This window comes from Microvirga ossetica, from assembly GCF_002741015.1.
Classification (GTDB): domain Bacteria; phylum Pseudomonadota; class Alphaproteobacteria; order Rhizobiales; family Beijerinckiaceae; genus Microvirga; species Microvirga ossetica.
The window spans coordinates 592,817-610,257 of the sequence record NZ_CP016617.1 but is presented as its reverse complement, the minus strand read 5'-3'; the positions used below and the strand labels follow the sequence as shown (position 1 = coordinate 610,257).

Sequence of the window (17,441 nt, the reverse complement as noted above, 5' to 3'; positions counted from 1 at the left end):
AGCAGGATTGCTCCAATGCACGAGACGATAAGGGACTTCCATCATGTTCGGCAAACGAAGCCAGCCAAGTGAAACGCCAGGCGAGGTCCCGCTGCTCCAGCGGGCAGCAAGCGTCAATGCGGCGGCGGGAGTCCCGATTGCAGCGGGGAAAGCGTCGCCACCGAAGGAACCGAATGCACGCAGCCGTGCCGTTGTTCCCACGGCTCCCCGAACGCCGGATGCGCCAGCCGTGATGCGGCCACAAGCACCGAAATCCGATGAATACTATCTCCTCAAGACGCAGGTTTTCGCCGCATTGATCGAAGCGATCGACGTTTCACAATTAGCAAAGATGGATGTGATCCAGGCCCGCGACGCAATCGGCGAGATCGTGACCGATATTGTGACGGCGAAGAAGATCGTCATGTCGATTTCGGAGCAGGATGATCTCCTGCGCGACATCTGCAACGACGTCCTCGGTTACGGGCCGCTCGAATCTCTCCTCGCCCGCGATGACATCGCCGATATCATGGTGAACGGCGCCGACACGGTCTACATCGAAGTCGGGGGTAAGGTACAGAGGACTGATATCCACTTCCGCGACAATGCACAGTTGCTCCACATCTGCCAACGCATCGTGAGCCAGGTCGGTCGCCGCGTCGACGAATCGAGCCCGATCTGCGACGCGCGTCTGGCCGATGGCTCGCGCGTGAACGTGATCGCGTTTCCCCTGGCAATCGATGGCCCGAGCCTGACGATCCGAAAGTTCAAGAAAGATAAGCTCACGCTCGATCAACTCGTCAAGTTCGGCGCCATCTCGAGGGAAGGCGCCGAGATCCTGCAGATCATCGGCCGCGTCCGTTGCAACGTCCTCATTTCTGGAGGCACCGGCTCGGGCAAGACGACCCTGCTGAACTGCCTCACGGCCTACATCGAGCCCGATGAACGCGTGATAACCTGCGAGGATGCGGCGGAACTTCAACTGCAGCAGCCACACGTGGTCCGTCTGGAAACCCGGCCTCCCAACCTTGAAGGCGAAGGCCAGGTAACGATGCGCGACCTTGTGAAGAACTGCCTTCGCATGCGCCCTGAACGCATTATCGTCGGCGAGGTGCGTGGTCCCGAGGCTTTCGATCTGTTGCAGGCAATGAACACGGGACACGATGGCTCAATGGGAACGCTCCACTCGAACTCCCCGCGTGAAGCGCTATCCCGTCTGGAGTCCATGATCACGATGGGCGGCTATTCACTGCCATCCAAGACAATTCGCGAAATGATCGTGTCCTCGATCGACGTGATTATCCAGGCCGCCCGCCTGCGGGACGGGTCGCGCCGGATAACCCATATCACTGAGGTTCTCGGTCTCGAAGGAGATGTCGTGACCACGCAGGATCTATTCATCTACGACATGCTTGGCGAAGACGCGCAAGGTAATGTTATCGGGCAGCACCGCTCAACCGGCGTGGGGCGCCCACGCTTCTGGGACAGGGCGCGCTATTATGGCGAGGAGAAGCGCCTTGCTGCGGCGCTCGATGCTGCCGAGAAAGTCGCGATGTGATGCCGGTCTTGTCGCCAGACCTCGTTCCGGTTCTCGCTGCCGTGCTCGCCGCTATATGTGTTGGCGGCGTCGTGATTTCTCTGCTCTACGCTCGCGTGGGAGGGCGCTCGGAGGCCGATAAGCGGCTCGCTGCGATCGCAATTTGGGATGGGCCGGTTGGTCGCGCTGTGGGTTCCGAGGAGGGCAGTCGCAAGCGCTCGATCGAAACCACGCTACGCAATCTCGAAGAACAGCAAAAGGCGAAGAGAGGGGTGAAGCCCTCGCTTGGCATCCGGATGCGGCAGGCTGGTTTGGGTTGGACTAAGAAGACTTATTTTATCGCCTGCGTCATTGCCGCTGTCATGTCGTTCGGGGTCGCGCTCGCTCTTTTCGGCGTCAGTTCGCTTCCCGCCATCGGCTTTGGCGCGGCCGGCGGTCTGCTCCTACCCCATCTCTATGTCAACCGGAAGCGGAACGCACGATTCAAGGCCTTCACCGCCGAATTCGCCAACGCGGTGGACGTGATCGTGCGCGGTGTCAAAGCCGGATTGCCGCTCGTGGATTGCCTGAAGATGATTGCGAGCGAGGCGAAGGAGCCGGTACGGAGCGAGTTCAAGATCATCCTCGACGATCAGACGTTGGGTGTTCCGATAGACCAGGCGGTACAGCGGCTTGCAGAACGCATCCCCGTCGCGGAAGCCAATTTCTTCGCCATCGTCATCTCACTTCAGAGTCGCTCCGGAGGAAATCTCTCGGAGGCCCTCGGAAACCTCTCCAAGGTCCTGCGAGAGCGAAAGAAAATGGCGGGAAAAATCAAGGCGATGAGTTCCGAGGCGACAGCCTCCGCCGGGATCATCGGGTCTTTGCCGGTGGTGGTCACCTGTCTGCTGTACCTTTCAGCGCCCGACTACATCTCGCTGCTGTTCACCACCTTCATCGGCAAAACGGTCCTTGCTGCCGCTGCTGTCTGGATGGGATTCGGCATTCTGATGATGCGTAAGATGATCAACTTCGACTTCTAAGGCTCGCCATGAATTTGCTCGCGGCCAACTTGGATATGCTTATCGCGCTGTCGGCGGCTGTTGCGGTGGTTGCTGCGGTGCTCGTCGTGGCTTGGCCGTATTTCGTCCGCGATCATCTTACAGAGCGGATGGTGCAGGTCACCAATGAGAACGAACGAATTCGGGTGCGCGAGCGAAATCGGCTGAACGCACAAAGCAAACAGATTTCGCTCCGCACCGAACCGAAGCGGCTCTACAAGCTCATCGTGGACCGGCTCAACCTCGCCGGGACGGAAAATGGCGAAACGGTCAAGATGCTTCGGATGGCTGGCTATCGCGGCGAGGGGCCGATCACCGCCTATCTTGCCATCCGCCAGCTCGCTCCTGTGGGAATGCTCGTTCTGGCGGCGTTGTACGTCTTCGTCATTCTTCGCCTTGACTATCCATTCTTCGTGAAGCTCTCGATAGTGATGGCGGCAGCCGGGCTCGGCTATTATGCACCAGCGATCTACCTGAAGAACAAGATCTCGAAGCGTCAGTTCTCGATCCGCCGGTCATGGCCGGATGCCCTTGATCTTCTGCTCATCTGTGTGGAGAGCGGCATGGGCATCGAAGGCGCGCTTCGCAAGGTCTCGGGAGAAATCGGGTCGCAGTCTGTTGAGCTTGCGGAAGAGTTCGCTCTCGCAACCGCCGAGCTGTCCTACCTGCAGGATCGACGCAAGGCCTATGAAAACCTAGCCGATCGCACAGGCCTGGACGGCGTGAAGGGGGTCGTCACCAGCCTCATTCAATCGGAGAAATACGGGACCGCTCTCAGCCAGTCGCTTCGTGTTCAAGCGCAGGAGAACCGGGATATGAGAATGAACGAGGCCGAGAAGAAAGCTGCCGCGTTGCCACCCAAGCTCACGGTTCCGATGATCATCTTCTTTCTGCCCGTGCTGTTTGCTGTCATCATCACCCCGGCGGTCATTCAGGTGATGAAGGTCTAGTCCCCTCCCTCACGGGAAGCATGCCGCGGCCGACAGCGGAATGGACTTTTGATAGATCAATACATTCAACTCGTAGGTGACTGTCGCATTGACCGACGTGCCGCAGGCTGTGCCCTTGTTGATGGTGAAGACAGGCTCGGGGTCAGGCGCGTAGTAGTATGTTGACGCGTCAGGGCAGACCGCCGAGATGGCATCGCACCGGGCTTTTTTTTCGACGGCATAGTGCAGGTTCGCGACGGTGAATCCCAGGAGCGAGAGGTGAAAAATACCGAGCACCATTGCCAGGAAAACCGGTGCAATCAGTGCGAATTCGATTGCGGTTGCACCACGCTCATCGCTCGACAGTGCTCTCGTCCGACACTTACACATGTTTAGAGTAACCGCATGTACGTCGTCTTCCTAATGGTCGACGGGAATAGACGCCCAACCGTGAAGTCGAGAAACAGAGGTTGGTACGCGTAGGTTACATCAATCTTGATGTAATCTCCTGGTGCGCCCGCCTGTGCCCCCGCCACCGTATTGCAATTACTTGGCTTGCTGCTAAGGGCGATGCCGCCGTCCGGAATCAGCGCATTCGAATTATTGAGGCAATAGTAAGCTTCGGTGGGAGAACCCGCCGGCAGCTTGACGTTGGCGCCAAGGGTGGTGCTCTGGATCGCCGTCGCGACGGCCGTCTTCAACGCCGCACACTTGGTCGTGGCGGGCAGTTCCCTGGTCGGATCACATGCCTTCCAGGCCGCCTGTGCGCCGATTTGCGCGGCGTTCTGGACTTGCATCACCGTGTAAGCATACCGAGCGACTTCGATCCCGTTGAGCAGCAGAATGCACAAGGCGCCGGCAACAAGGGCAAACTCGATCCCGGCGACGCCCCGGTTATCGTGGCAAAGGGAGAAAGACACCCCGCCGGCTGACGTGTCGCGGCTGTCTTGAAAACGATTGCCACTCATGAGGACTGATCCGCGCAGTTGCATGATTGCAGCATCACATGACCAGTGTGCCGCGCCCCGTCGGGGCGGTTCCGGTCGGCAGGTCGAGGCCGGCCGCGGCGCATCCGCCTGTCGACAAGATGGAGCCCGTGCCATTGATAAGGAGGTTATCGACGACAAGACCGAAGCACGATTCGCCGTTGCTGGACTTGTTGATTACGCCACTCAACGTGACGCTTGCATGGGGCAGATAAACCATCCCGGTAATCTTCCAGGTTGGGGTGTTTCCGGCTTCCGAGATATCGACGCCGGTTGTCAGGTTCGGGTCCTGATAGATGGCGATGCCTTTCCAGGGGCCAGTTGTCGGGGCGGCGAAATCGAGGGTTCCGTCTCCACTGGGACTGTGTATGTAGCCGCCGTTTGTTCCGGTGAACACGATTGTGAGAGCTGAGCCGCTATTGGTGCTCATGGTGCGTCCGCTTGGCTTCTTGCCGGTATAGAGTTGACCATTCCAAATTATAAGGATGGCACCCTCGGCGGGAGTTTGGATCGTGACATCGCCCCCCAACACCAGGTCGCCGCAAACATTCTTGGGTCCCGCAGGCAAAGTGACCGTGCCGTTCCACGTGTTCGCAGCCGGGAAGTCTGCTGTTCCCATCTGGGGGTATTTGCCTCCGCACGGATCAGCCGGAAGGTTGTCCCTCAACCCGGCGTAAGGGTCGCTCAGTGGGGGTACGTCCGAGCGCTGGACGATACCGCACCCCTCGTTTTTTCCTGCAGCATCACCATAATCGGCCCCCAGATTGTGGCCATTACAGTCGGCGCCAGCATTGGACATAATGCTGCAACCGGTGAGATCAGCTTTCGGAGCGCCGTTGGTGCCGAAGGCGATACCACTCGTCCCGAGTGCCAGGATGCAATATTCCCGCGGCATCAGATCAAGCCGCGCAACAGCCTTCGCGCTCAGCATTGTTTGTTGCGATCCGTCCACCGTCGCGGTGCCGCGGTAGCCTACAACCTGAGACAGAAACAAAGGGACGTACCCGGTGATGGTCGCGCTGTAGCAATTGGCGCCGCCCGAAGGACAGGGTGCTGTATTCGACGCTGTGACCGAGATATTGTTTGCCCCATGCACATAGCCATATTTTGCTGCTGCTGCTTTGGCCTCGGCGCTGTAGTTCACGGTTCCGTTCGTGGCGGCTGCGATGGCGGCGGAATCGGCCGCATTCTGCATAGAGCGCTGGGTCAGATACCAGTAGGAGACCTCTACTCCCAGTCCCGTGACGCCGATCAGGACAGGCATAGCCAGCGCGGCCATCACTGCAACACTGCCGCTTCGATCGCGTACAAAGGATCTGACAGCAGTTCGAAGCGCCTTCCAAACAGCGCCTTCGCGAACCAACTCGAGCGATTTCATGATGCTGCCCCTAGTGCCCTTAGGTCGTCAGTTTAGGCTGCGAACCTGCGCGTCGCTCGCGGCGCCATCCTGGATGTGAAGTATAGAATTCTAAGCAAGGTCAAAGCTCTAAGAAGCAGAAGCGACGGTTCCGAGTTCCGACGATCAGACCTGGATCGGAAAATATTATCTGTCGAAACGCCGTCATAAGACAACTAGGCCGAATGGCCTATGCGGTCTTGGGGGAGTCTAGTGTGGTGAACATTGCTGGTCACCGACGTTTCGCCGGATCGAATGGGTACCATACGAGACATCATGTTCATGGTTGGCGAAGCTGCGCTCGCAAATATCCAACGAACTTGCTGAAGGCGCACCTATGACACTTACAGCGACAAGGCAACCGGTGTCATTCCCGCGCTCTCGCTAGGAATGGGCCCCGCCTTAGCCGTGCGGCCCAGAACCGAAAAATCTCGACTGGGGTGGGGACGTGCGCTGGCCACTGCGGCCGCCGCGCGATTGTTCACGCCAAAGTATCGGAAGATGGCGGCGAGGTGAATTTTGACCGTTCCCTCTCCGAGATTGAGTGCTGACGCGATCTCCTTGTTCGGTTTGCCCTGAACCAGAAGTTCAAGAACATCCTTTTGGCGAGGAGTTAGCTGACCCCGTGCAGTTGCATCGGAAAAGACGCGCATGTCGGTCAGCCTTATCGTCGATTCAGGAATTTGTGGCGCCACCTCGGCCAGTATCGGTGGCACATACAGCGCACCGTCAAGGACAAGACGGAGCGCAGATGTCAGTCCAGCGACGTTCAAGTTTTTGGGCACGTACCCATGGACGCCGGCTTCCAGCGCCGAAAGAATGTCGCGCCTCGACGTCGAGATCGAAGTAACGGCCAACTTTATCCTCGGGAACAACGCGCGGATTATGCGAAGGCCCGCGGCGGCTTTCATATCCGGGATTGAAAGGTCCAGAATGGCGACGGACGCTTCGGGATGTCCAAGAAGATACTCCTTCGCCTCGTCAAATGTGGGCACTTCGATCACGTCGGAGAAGCCGAGTTCGCGCCTCAGAAGAGCACCGACGGCCATTCGAAAATAAACATCGGCATCGGCGATGAGCGCGACGGATTGCGCGGGTAGCACCGGAACCTCCCCAGATGAGAGGTCAGTGACTGAACTGGAAACGACCGTCGGCTTCGCCGCGTCGCAGCGGAGGTCTTTTCCGCTAACTTTAAAAAGTTCCCCGGTTACACAACATTGTGACCGATGCACGCTCATAGTACTGCAATCCTATAGGCCATTGGCACTATAATCCTAATTGCTATTCAAAAATTCCCGTAAAGTCAAGGTAGGCGACTTTGTTTTTTGAGCACACATTTGGCTTCCCGGTCTACTTTACGAAACTAGGATATCCAAGTTAATAGCAGTTATAGCTAGATCTGGCTCCGGATAAAATCTGCTTTGCGCGAGAGTTTCCGTACAGTTCTGGTCCATTCATAAGTTTTCGTTAACCATTCTTGGACATAAAGGAATCAGGTAACAGAAAATTCAATAGTTTCGCTTGGGGGCGGTATGGGTAGGTCGAGAACGTTGGCGCTGGCGGCGACCTGCGCCGTACTCGCACTCGGACATGCGCCGTTCTTGGCGCCCGGTGCTCGCCTCATCACCCCCGTGTCCGCCCAGGTTGCAACTACCGCTCCGCGCGCGAAGCTACTGCGCGTCCGGGTGTCTGTGAACAAATCCCAGGCGCTTCGCCTGGAATACCCCTTTACCGACGTACTGGTCGGGTCCGCGGAAATCGCGGATGTCATTCCCCTGAGCGACCAGAGCCTCTACATCCTGGGCAAGAAGACCGGCACGACCAACGTTTCGGTTCTTGACAACTCGAGACGCGTTATCGGTGTGGTCGACGTCGATGTCGGCCCCGATACCGGGAGCGTCGCCGAGAAACTTGCTGCTGGGACTGGCGCGGGCGGCATTCGGGTCCGCAGCAGTGGCGACCAGCTGATCCTGGAGGGAAACGCCGCGGACGCGCCGACAGTTGATCGGGCGGTGGAAATCGCGCGGGCGAATTCTCCGGGGGGCGTCATCAACGCGACCCGAGTTGCCTCGCCGCAACAGGTGATGTTGAAGGTCCGTTTTGTCGAGGTCAACCGCAACGCCGGGCGCGAGTTCGGAATCCGCTCGGACTATTTGGGCCAGACGCGAGCCGCGCGAATTGGACGTGGTCAACCAGCTGATCCAGTCGCGGGCATTCCGGGAATTGATACGCTTCTCGGCTCGACTGTTCCGTTCGCGACGATCCTTGCCCGCTTCGCCAACAACTCGCGAATGCTCGACGTCACGATCGATGCTCTCGAGCAGAAGGGCCTTGTCCGCCGACTTGCCGAGCCTAATCTCGTCGCCATGTCGGGCGACAGCGCCGAGTTCCGTGCGGGTGGCGAAATCCCGATCCCCGTCTCATCCACGACCCAGTCTGGCGTCCCGACGATCACGGTCTCCTATAAAGAATTTGGTGTGAAACTGAATTTCACACCAACAGTCCTGTCTAACGGCCTGATCAATCTAAGGCTTGAGCCGGAGGTCAGCGATGTCGACCCCACGGTTTCCATTACCACGGGCGGCATCTCGATACCGGGTCTGTCCGTGCGCCGGGCGAAAACTACCGTCGAACTTCGCGACGGACAGAGCTTTGCATTGGCAGGCCTTCTGCAAAACGTCACCGAGCGCAATATCGAGCAGTTTCCCTGGTTGGGATCGATTCCGGTTCTCGGCGCGCTGTTTCGCAGCACGGAGTTTCTGTCACGCGAGACTGAGTTGGTGGTCATCGTCACTCCGCACCTCGTAAGGCCGGCGAGGCCAGGCGACATGATCGCAACACCGCTCGACACCACTTTGCCCTCCAACGACCTTGATCTATTCCTTACCGGGAAGACGGAAGTCGAGAAGCCGCGCGATTCCTCCACCTCTTCGCCGACCCAACAATGGATCATGGCGAACGGCGCGATAATCGGGGGACCGTTTGGACACATCATGTCGGAACCCACCACGGTGCCGGTGGGAGCCGCACGGCGGCGTGTTGCCAGACTGGCTCCGGCCGGCATTGTTACGGCGAAATACTAGTTCATTCCAAAGACAACTCTCGACAGCACCGACGGCCAGCCGAGATGAGTGACACTGGGAGTTCGATAGCGCGACGGAGGAAGAATACAATGATCGGGTATGCAAAGACCGCTCGCACGGTGCTTGTCGTCGTTATCGCGAGCTACTGCCTGAGCGCATGCGGCGAGTACGTCGACCGCAAGAACACGATCGCGTTCAGTGCCGGCAATGCGGTGCAAACGAACATTGTGACTCATGTCATCGATCCTTGGCCGGCAAGTTCTCGCAACCGGTATTTTGCAACCGATGGGCAGCGGATGCAGCGTGCGGTCGAGAACTATCGATGTGGAAAGGTGGCTGAGGCCAGCAACAACGGCAACGGCGGCGGAAGCAGCGAGGGCGCATCGTCGAACGGGGAAGGCACGTGCTAGGTTCGTTCCGATTCCGATGGATGCGGGACGGGTCCGGCGAGCAGTCACACGACCACCGCTAACTGAAAATTCGTTCGGGTCAATCGTCCCAGATTTGGAGTTTCGCTAGTTTTGTTGCCATTTAGCATCTTCAACTACGAGGTCGGTCTGATATTCATGGCAATAATGACAACGATGGGCGTGAAGCTGCTGTCGAAATATCCCGAGGGTTGGGCAACAATGAAACACTCTATCAAGTTCGTCCTTTTGGCAGCCACCCTCGCGCTTGCAGCGTGTCAGTCGATGAACGGACCGGAAGAGGCTGGCCAAGGGAGAGCTGTTAGCCAGGAACAATATGTCGACACCGACCAGCCACAACGATTGGGACGGGAGCAGTTCGCTCGCGGCAATTATGCGCTCGCTGAGCGGTATTTCCAGGCTGCTGTCGAGCGGATGCCGGAGGACGGTGACTCCTGGGTAGGACTTGCCGCAAGTTACGATCAGCTGGGCCGGTTTGACCTCGCGGATCGAGCCTACGAGCAGGCTGTCAAAATCAAGGGGAATACTCCGCAGTTGTTGAACAACCGCGGCTATTCCTATTTGTTGCGAGGCGATGCGGCTCGCGCCGGCGGTCTGTTTCGTCAAGCACAGGCGTCCAGCCCCGGTAACCGAACCATCACTAACAACATTGCAATTTTGAAGCGCACCCAGTTAACTCCTTGAGCGCTGCCCAGGCTCCTCCATATGTCGACAGCGGGCGCGATGGACTTACTTTCTTTGAAAGAACTGCCGCCGCGTCGCAGGTTACCCAACCGGCACCAGCCGCTGATGTCACGCAGTTGAGCCAATCTCGACCGTTAATTTTACCGCGTCGACAGGGACCCCGGAGAGTTGAGCGATCCGCTGGCGGGCCTCATTGAGAATTGTTTGCACTTCATGTGGAACGAGGTCCTCAGTTCTGCAACTTGCGACCGGTGTTTGCTGTGTGTCCGTGCCTCGGGAGGCGCCGGATGTTTCCGTTCTGCCGCCAAACAGGACTCCGCACTCCTTCCCGTTGGACCACATCACCCGCGCGCGAACAGGAGGACCTTTACTTGGTATATCCAGTTCAAATTCCGCCGGGATCGGAGTAGGATGAGAAAATAAGATTTTTGCCCCGGTTTCGGAGATATCCCTGATAGTGCATTCGATAACCGAGCAACGATTGTTAAAAACTATGCGCCCATTCAAAAGCGAGCGCTTGCGTGTTGAATTGCGCCTATCCACACGATTCCTCCATCGCCATCCATGCCGATCTGTAGCATCATTCAACAGATCTCTGAAAGATTAGGTGTTAGACAAAGCGTGTCTCCCGAGTGCTGTGAATGTAGATTTCGACCAATCCGCCCGTGTAGTGTTGACTGAAGCCGCCACGGTCAGTCTCAACGGACTCACAGAAGATGACAGGTTCGCAAGTCTATAAATTCAAAGTCATCCCTGGGCTTTGCGCGCTTTCAGGCACGCGATGCGCGGCTGGAACTCGCCAGGTTCGATCACCCCCTCGGCGTGGCTTTGTTGCACGAATGGGCGATTTGGCGGCCGAAGCGGGAGGGCATAAGAGGACTGCGCCCTCCTGATCTTGGACCTCTGCCGTGCCGTTCAAAGCCAATGCTGCTCGCCGTCACCATATCCCCAAGCAGCGGCACCGAGTGACGAACTGGGCCGAGGACGATGCTGCCCTGCGCCGGCGGGGAAGTCTCACCGTCTGGTTCTCTGAGGAAGCCATTGCCGCCTGGCGGGCCGAGCCGCGCACAACCCGGGGCGGTCAAGCTCACTATTCGGCTTTGGCGATCAGAACGGCGTTGACGTTGCGGGCGGTGTTCCGGCTGGCGCTCCGGCAGACCGAGGGCCTGATCGGCTCAATCCTTCAGCTACTCGGTCTGGATTTGGCAGTCCCGGATCACTCGACCCTGAGCCGCCGCGCCGAGACCCTGGACGTCCCAAAGCCATGTCCAAGCTCCAGAGGATCTGTTCATCTGCTGGTCGACAGCACGGGCCTGCGGCTGTGTGGGCCCGGCGAGTGGCTGATCGAGAAGCATGGCACCCAAAGACGCCGGTCCTGGCGGAAATTGCACATCGGCGTTGACGCTGAGACTGGAGAGATTCTCGCATCAGACCTGACCAACTGCGATGTTGACGATGGCTCGCAGGTCGAGCCGTTGCTCAACCAGATCACCGGTCCACTCGCCTCCTTCATCGGCGATGGAGCGTACGATCAAGCGGATATTTACGGCGCTGTCGCCAAGCAGCATCCTGATGCTGATGTGATCGTTCCACCCCGATCAACGGCAGTGCTGAGTGAGACGGCGGAGAGCGCTCCGACCCAGCGCGACCGACATCTCCAATGTATCGCGGAGCATGGACGCATGGGCTGGCAAAAGAGGTCCGGGTACACGCGTCGGGCTCTGGTGGAGGCCGCCATCAGCAGGCTTAAACGAGTGATTGGGAACGGCTTACGCTCGCGGACAGAACGGCGTCGCAGGACAGAGGTCGCGATCGCAGTTTACGCCTTGAACCGCATGCTCGAGCTCGGACGCCCGAGATCCGTCCGCATCACTTGAATTCGGGCTCCGGATGCATTCAATGCGTGCACAATCCGATCCATGAAACAGAGCAGCCGAAAAGGCGACGCCGGCGCGATGGGGTTGAAGAACCTCCCAATCGGCCGGCGTCGGGGCCTCGCGATCAGAGCAGTCTCACAGACCAAGCCATGAGAGGCCGCAGACCTCAGATTAGCCGTTCAGGAGGTCGCTCCAAAGCTATCCTTTGGCTTATACCACCTCTACCACCTCCCCGATTTTGTGCGCGGAATGCCAAGTATGGAACGCGATTTGATGGTTTCGGAAATTGTTCAAGTCAGCTTATGGAACGTCGCCGCACCTATTCAGTAAAACCGCCTCGAAATGATGCCTCGGCATGAGCGGCTATATTGAGAATAACTTGCAGCCGCGCCAGCCCAAATTCGCGGCATTCGAGGCTGATATTTTGGCCTGTCGCTGAGGTTTTCGCTCGGCAATATCCATCTCCGTCCGGAGAGCAAGCTCCCTCCCAGATCCCCCCTGGCGAGGGAGCTTTTTCGTGAGGGCCGAGGGGCCGGAAACGGCACCATTTCCGGCCTCTCCTGCCTGGCCCACCGGACACCATGCGAGATGGTGGGACCTCCAGGCAGGGAAATCCTGGCGCATCGTGCGGAAAACCGGATCCCCTGATCCGCACGATGCGCTAAGAGCTATCGCCGTGCCCACATGATCCGAGCGGTCCAGGCGATCTCCTCTGCCGGGATCACCTGATCCTCGTCCTTGGCAAGGGACGTCATTGTGAGGGTCTTGGCCGAGCGGCGCTTGAGTTCCTTGGCCAGGATCTCGCCACTGGTCGTGCACACGACGATCCGGTCGCCCTTGCGGGTGCTCGCTGTCGGCGAGACGATGAGGATATCGCCGTCGCGATAGAGCGGAGACAGGGCCTCGCCCGTGACGGCGAGGGCAAAAACCTTCTCCTGTTCGACATTGGGAAACTCGATCGCGTCCCGGCCCGGACCTTCGCCGGGCATGCCGTCCTCAGTGAAGATCTTGCCAGAGGCCGCCGCCGCCATACCGATCAGCGGGATCATGGAGCGGCGCAAGGAGCCTGAGGGCTCGATGAGACGAAGGAAATCCTTCAGGGTGGTGCCGGTGACTTCCAGGATTTTCGAGATCGATTCTGTGGAGGGCCAATGCTCTCGGCCCTTCCGGCTCACACGCTTTGATTTGTTGAAGCTGGTCGCATCGAGACCGGCCTTGCGCGCTAGTCTTGATGTGTGCAGGCCGTGACGTGATGCCAGGGCATCAATAGCAGCCCAGACGCGCTCGTGAGATAACATGCGACGAACCTTCGCTGGAGCATCTGACCCAAAAATGACTCCCCTTTTTTGGATCGATCCGATGCTCCTTCCTTAACTGGCGCATTGTTCAGCGCGGAAAACCGGATCCCATTTTCCGGACGATGCGCTCGTCGACTTGAGAACGCTTTTTTCCATGGCGAGGGAGAGGCCGAGATGAGCACGTTTTCCCGGTCTCTCCCCGCCTGGATGAGGAGCAGTGGGGGCCAGGCCCCAGAGCCAAGCCAAGAGATCATAGCTGCCTCCGCGCCGTTCTCCCGCAAGGGCAATCGCTGTACCCCAGGCGAAGCATTTTCCCGCGCTACGGCGCGGTCACGCCGAGGACTGCAAATCCTTGTGCGCTCGAACAGCGAAGGGATGGAATGTAATCCACTGGCCATGACCCGTCGCAGGAACAAAGCCGTTCCTGGAAGCTTTTGCTCAAGCGAGAAGTCGCATTGATAGGTTCCCTCTTAAAACCTGCTCCCTCGACCGTTTGGTGGAGGGAGCTTTTTCATGTGTGGCCCTGCCCCGAGGGAGTTTAAGTCCCTCACGTCTACCCGGATCATTATGTCCGCCTCGCTTCGGCCCCTAGGATATTCTCAATAATCCTCGGATTGCGGTTCAGCAAAGCCTTACAGGTGCGCATTTCTTACAAGGGGGACGTTATGGAACGCAGCGCCAACAGGATTCCGCGTCATCCCAGCAGCTAGCCAACTACCGATAGTCTGCTAATGGGATGGACCGGCCGTGCTTACCGGCGCACCCTTCAGGAGGGGCGCCCAGCACGAGGACTTGAGCCATGCCCACAGCTCCGCTTCAGCCTGTTGCCACCCTCGGGATCGACATCGGCAAGAACAGCATCCACCTGATCGGCCTGGATGCCCGCGGCGCCATTGTCCTGCGCCAGAAGCTCTCCCGCGGACAGGTTGAGGCACGTCAGGACGGGAACCACCCAACGGCGCCAACGGTGGTCAACGCTGCATTGCCAAGCGGGTAGGCACGATTTGCTGTGCTCCGAAGATCATCGGCTGGTCGTGTGTGACGCTTATCAGAGCACCACCGACTGGGGCGGACGTGAACAGCGACGGCAACTCCTTCAACCACATGGACGGGCCATCCAACGGCGCGATTGCCAGGAGTTGTTCTCCCGCGGCCGGAGGAGATATTGTCTTCACCTCGTTAGCAGAGGGCGCGCAAGTGCCTGTTCCAAAGCACGCCAGCCGTGTCGCACGCTCCGGCGTGATCACATGCTCCAGCCCGGCATAGGCCAGAGCCTCGGGACGGCTCACCTCACCCAGCGAGACGCCGCGGCGCCACAAGGCGGTGAAGGATGGGTGCTGCCCGCCATCGGCATAGGTGGTCCGGATGGCCGCCCTGCCCTCCTCCAGCAACACCGCCATGTGATCGTCTTCCATGGCCCGGTAGGCCAGCACCTCTGCTTCCCTCTCCGGGCTCTTGGCCGGCCGGAACGAGTATCGCCCCGCCGAGACACCCACGACGAGTTCTTCCCTAGTCGCCTCGAAGCGATCGGAGCCCTCCTTGAGCTGGCGCCAAAACGCGATGTTCGGGTCCAAGCGGTGCCGGACGAGGTTTTCTGCGGTCATGCGAAACGGATAGGCTTGCAACTCGACGGCCTTCTGGCCGCCTCTGAAGGCCTCCCGCATGAGGGCATAGATCTCAGACATGCCTGTGTCCGTCATGGCATAGCAACCGGCGGAGGAGCAGGTTCCGTGAACCATCAGGGCGGACCCGGTGGCCCCCTGAGCCCGGTCGTAGGCATTGGGAAACCCGGTGTCGAAGGAGAGATAGTGCTTGGAGTTCGGGTTCATCTGGGAGGCGGTGATCGCATAAAAGCCTTCCGGGGTCTGCCGGTCGCCCTCCTTCTGCTTGGGCCCAAGTTGGCCTGACCAGCGGCAGATGGGGAACGTCTTGAGGCGAACATATCGCCCGCCTGCGCTGCGCTTCCAGACTTCCAGTTCCGCTTCCTTCTTGTAGATGCGGATCACCATCGGCTCCGCGGGAGAGGTGTTCTTCCCCCTCATTAGAGTCACCGTTGCTGGCGGGACAGGAGCCTCGTGCTTTGGATACCCAGACGTAGCCTGCACGGTCTGCCCCATCAGGGCAGCGGCCATGAGGGCCAAGATGGACAGAAAGGCATATCTGGGCGCGGAGATCATGGGCGGCTTTCGGCTGCGGGGCACAAAAGGCACCTATCGCGTGAGCAACAGGGTGGATCTGCCATTCGCAGGCAATTGCGGCAACAAGTGGCTGGCTCTGGGCTCGCAGAACCAAATGAAACGGGTTGGTCGGCTTTTCCGCCAAGTGTACTTACAGCATGCCGATAAATCCTATGGGCGGATCGACGCCCACCTGATCGGCTTGTACTTCTTTCCCTTCAGCTTGGCCTGGCCCCAGATCGATTCCAGGTAGCCGGCATCGCCCAGGATGATCGAATCCAGCCTGGCCGACCGGTTGATGTCGACACCGTCCTGCTTGCTTTTGAGCCGTTGCGCATCGGTCTTGGACATCTTGGTAACGAAGGTCACGACAAGGCCGGGACGCCCTTCAACCTCGTAGGAATTGAACAGGCGCAGCCCGTCGGGCCTTTCATCGAGGAGGCGCTCGACGAAGGCGAAGCCATTGCTCTCTGCATGCTTGCGAATGTCTGCCAGGGTGGTCTCGCCGTACTTGAACCCCGGGAAGTCGGCAGGCCTGCCATCGGGGCGCCCGCCCCAGGTCTCCTCGGCATAGGCGATCCGCCCGTTGCCGGGATGCGTGGCGAGCGCAAGCTTGTTCCCGTCCGGCAGCCTCCACGTGACCGCCTCGTGCGGCCCGGCGGCAACTTTGGCTGTTGGTTTCCCGGCAATCCTCGAGGCAGCCGCGATCTCCTCCCCGATGCTGATGCCGTTCAGGGTTTGCGCCTGCGTCCCGGCCGTCAGGGCAAGGAAGGCGAGAACGGGGATCGCGGCCCGCTGGATGATGGAGGTTGAGAATCTCATGGCGGTTGTCGGCGAAGGGGCGGACAACCTACCTTCCACGGGAACTCAGTCAACCGGACCTGAGCATTCTCGGGTCCAGCGTTGCACGACGGCCACAACGTTTTGCAGTGCTGGAATTGGTCCCGTCGATCTCGAGAAGTGGCGCCGAGCGGGCGCTCAGTTTTACCAGGCCTTGGGGAGAGTGCTGCGCCTCGAGGCAGAGGTCTGATGCCGGAACGCGATGGATGGGAGCCTAGGCGGCTTCGGCCTCCGATCCTACGCTTCGCCAGCCTCGACTCTAAAATAAACCGATGAACCATCCTTGGACCTTCGCGAACAGAGCGTGGTCGGTTTCAGACGTGGGACCGGGCGCATTCTGTTGAACACCCTCCATCCGGGTCTGCGCCTCCTCTGCCGACAGCGCGTCAGCCTGTCGTCCAATGGCCAGTGCACCCTCCAGTACCGTGAGGCCGTCCCTGAACGGGAGGCGCCAGCGCATGCGCGCGGCGATGTAGGCTTCCCGCTCGCGCTCCACCATCGACGTGTCGGCGCAGGCCAGGCGGGTCACAAACGGCAGTAGGTGCTGCTGCTCCTCATCGGAGGCCTCGTCATTCAACTGCATCGCCAAGCGGCAGATCGGCCGTGAGAAGCACGCCGGCATGTCCACGACCGCGCGCACGGGCTGGTACGGGAAGCCCGCTGCCACGATGGCCGCCTCGTTGATGCAGGTGCCGCCGTCCTGGCCGCGGAAGGTGTGTGAGCGCTGCTTCAGCTTCCAGTTCAGGATAGGGACGAAATGATCCATGGCAGCGATCCTCACGGAGCCCCCACCAGGAATGGTGATCCCATGCCATCACCGCTGTCAATCCGCACACACCCGAGCCGGGTCAACGCTTGCTCAGTGGGACCACGTTGGATCCGGCCGTGTTGGTGCCCTTGGCCGGCTTGACCCTGCTGAGGACGGCAGGCGAGACGTTCCACCTCTGCCCAGTGTCGGTGATCACCGACACGATCTTCTTGTTATAGCGCGTCAGCATGCCCTCAAGCTGACCCGGTCCCCGATCTTGAACTCCAGCATCTCCACATGAGCGCGCATCTGGTCGAGAAAGCGCAAGCGCTCGACGATGCGGTGGTTGAGATCGATAAGTTCGGCCTCGGTCAGCTGGTCAATGTCGATCGTCATAGCAGTGCCCTGGATGAGAGCCGAGCTGGGCCATTGGGCCAAT

Annotated in this window: 16 protein-coding genes and 2 pseudogenes; 8 read left to right on the top strand and 10 right to left on the bottom strand. The window is 59.3% G+C overall.

From position 1 onward, the window contains the following. The first annotated feature begins 43 nt into the window (after positions 1–43). Genes BB934_RS30730 through BB934_RS30720 form a run of 3 tightly spaced genes read left to right on the top strand, consistent with a single transcriptional unit; the run spans position 44 to position 3,506 of the window. Positions 44–1,537, top strand: coding sequence for a CpaF family protein (locus tag BB934_RS30730; RefSeq protein ID WP_099513691.1), 1,494 nt, complete (start codon positions 44–46; stop codon positions 1,535–1,537). Continuing rightward, positions 1,537–2,538 (top strand): type II secretion system F family protein, encoded by a 1,002-nt coding sequence (locus BB934_RS30725; RefSeq protein ID WP_099513690.1) that lies wholly within the window; start codon positions 1,537–1,539, stop codon positions 2,536–2,538. Before BB934_RS30730 ends, BB934_RS30725 begins: the two co-directional genes overlap by 1 nt. Before the next feature lie 8 nt (positions 2,539–2,546). Continuing rightward, positions 2,547–3,506, top strand: a complete 960-nt coding sequence (locus tag BB934_RS30720) for a type II secretion system F family protein (RefSeq protein WP_099513689.1) — start codon at positions 2,547–2,549, stop codon at positions 3,504–3,506. 9 nt (positions 3,507–3,515) lie between these two features. On the opposite strand, the gene BB934_RS30715 is transcribed toward BB934_RS30720, so the two are convergent. The 4 genes from BB934_RS30715 to BB934_RS30700 all read right to left on the bottom strand — a co-directional run bounded on the left by BB934_RS30715 (position 3,516) and on the right by BB934_RS30700 (position 6,970). Beyond that, positions 3,516–3,785, bottom strand: a complete 270-nt coding sequence (locus tag BB934_RS30715) for a hypothetical protein (RefSeq protein WP_237050500.1) — start codon at positions 3,783–3,785, stop codon at positions 3,516–3,518. Between the two features lie 92 nt (positions 3,786–3,877). Next, entirely contained in the window at positions 3,878–4,453 is a 576-nt protein-coding gene (locus BB934_RS30710; protein ID WP_157934419.1) for a TadE/TadG family type IV pilus assembly protein, read from the bottom strand. Positions 4,454–4,487: 34 nt separating this feature from the next. After that, positions 4,488–5,849 carry a TadE/TadG family type IV pilus assembly protein gene (locus tag BB934_RS30705; RefSeq protein WP_099513686.1) on the bottom strand — a complete coding sequence of 454 codons (1,362 nt, stop codon included), beginning with the start codon at positions 5,847–5,849 and terminating at the stop codon, positions 4,488–4,490. Between the two features lie 362 nt (positions 5,850–6,211). Further along, the gene (locus BB934_RS30700) at positions 6,212–6,970 is read right to left on the bottom strand and encodes a LuxR C-terminal-related transcriptional regulator (protein ID WP_237050499.1); all 759 of its coding nucleotides are present in this window, start codon (positions 6,968–6,970) and stop codon (positions 6,212–6,214) included. A 447-nt stretch (positions 6,971–7,417) separates the two neighbouring features. Here BB934_RS30700 and BB934_RS30695 point away from each other — a divergent pair, with 447 nt between their 5' ends. The 3 genes from BB934_RS30695 to BB934_RS30685 all read left to right on the top strand — a co-directional run bounded on the left by BB934_RS30695 (position 7,418) and on the right by BB934_RS30685 (position 10,062). After that, positions 7,418–8,950 (top strand): type II and III secretion system protein family protein, encoded by a 1,533-nt coding sequence (locus BB934_RS30695; protein ID WP_162299241.1) that lies wholly within the window; start codon positions 7,418–7,420, stop codon positions 8,948–8,950. A gap of 89 nt (positions 8,951–9,039) precedes the next feature. Next, positions 9,040–9,360 (top strand): hypothetical protein, encoded by a 321-nt coding sequence (locus tag BB934_RS30690; RefSeq protein WP_099513683.1) that lies wholly within the window; start codon positions 9,040–9,042, stop codon positions 9,358–9,360. Between the two features lie 174 nt (positions 9,361–9,534). After that, on the top strand, positions 9,535–10,062 hold the full coding sequence (locus BB934_RS30685; RefSeq protein ID WP_237050498.1) for a tetratricopeptide repeat protein: 528 nt from the start codon (positions 9,535–9,537) through the stop codon (positions 10,060–10,062). A 108-nt stretch (positions 10,063–10,170) separates the two neighbouring features. Here the strand turns inward: BB934_RS30685 and BB934_RS51100 are convergent, their stop codons facing one another. Beyond that, complete coding sequence (locus BB934_RS51100; RefSeq protein ID WP_157934418.1) at positions 10,171–10,605, bottom strand: PilZ domain-containing protein; 435 nt, start codon at positions 10,603–10,605, stop codon at positions 10,171–10,173. A gap of 365 nt (positions 10,606–10,970) precedes the next feature. Here BB934_RS51100 and BB934_RS30675 point away from each other — a divergent pair, with 365 nt between their 5' ends. Then, positions 10,971–11,939 carry an IS5 family transposase gene (locus tag BB934_RS30675; protein WP_099513681.1) on the top strand — a complete coding sequence of 323 codons (969 nt, stop codon included), beginning with the start codon at positions 10,971–10,973 and terminating at the stop codon, positions 11,937–11,939. A 668-nt stretch (positions 11,940–12,607) separates the two neighbouring features. Here the strand turns inward: BB934_RS30675 and BB934_RS30670 are convergent. Further along, positions 12,608–13,237, bottom strand: coding sequence for a S24 family peptidase (locus tag BB934_RS30670; RefSeq protein ID WP_099513680.1), 630 nt, complete (start codon positions 13,235–13,237; stop codon positions 12,608–12,610). A gap of 799 nt (positions 13,238–14,036) precedes the next feature. Between BB934_RS30670 and BB934_RS30665 the strand changes: the two are divergent. Further along, a pseudogene (locus BB934_RS30665) lies at positions 14,037–14,174 on the top strand (IS110 family transposase); the annotation flags it as partial. Positions 14,175–14,208: 34 nt separating this feature from the next. Here the strand turns inward: BB934_RS30665 and BB934_RS30660 are convergent. From BB934_RS30660 to BB934_RS30640, 4 genes and pseudogenes are all read right to left on the bottom strand, one after another. Beyond that, positions 14,209–15,414, bottom strand: coding sequence for a L,D-transpeptidase family protein (locus BB934_RS30660; RefSeq protein ID WP_099513679.1), 1,206 nt, complete (start codon positions 15,412–15,414; stop codon positions 14,209–14,211). A gap of 171 nt (positions 15,415–15,585) precedes the next feature. Next, the gene (locus BB934_RS30655) at positions 15,586–16,236 is read right to left on the bottom strand and encodes a hypothetical protein (RefSeq protein WP_099513678.1); all 651 of its coding nucleotides are present in this window, start codon (positions 16,234–16,236) and stop codon (positions 15,586–15,588) included. Between the two features lie 277 nt (positions 16,237–16,513). Beyond that, on the bottom strand, positions 16,514–17,020 hold the full coding sequence (locus tag BB934_RS30645) for a hypothetical protein (protein WP_099513676.1): 507 nt from the start codon (positions 17,018–17,020) through the stop codon (positions 16,514–16,516). 82 nt (positions 17,021–17,102) lie between these two features. Further along, positions 17,103–17,398, bottom strand: a pseudogene (locus tag BB934_RS30640) (hypothetical protein). Positions 17,399–17,441: the final 43 nt, after the last annotated feature.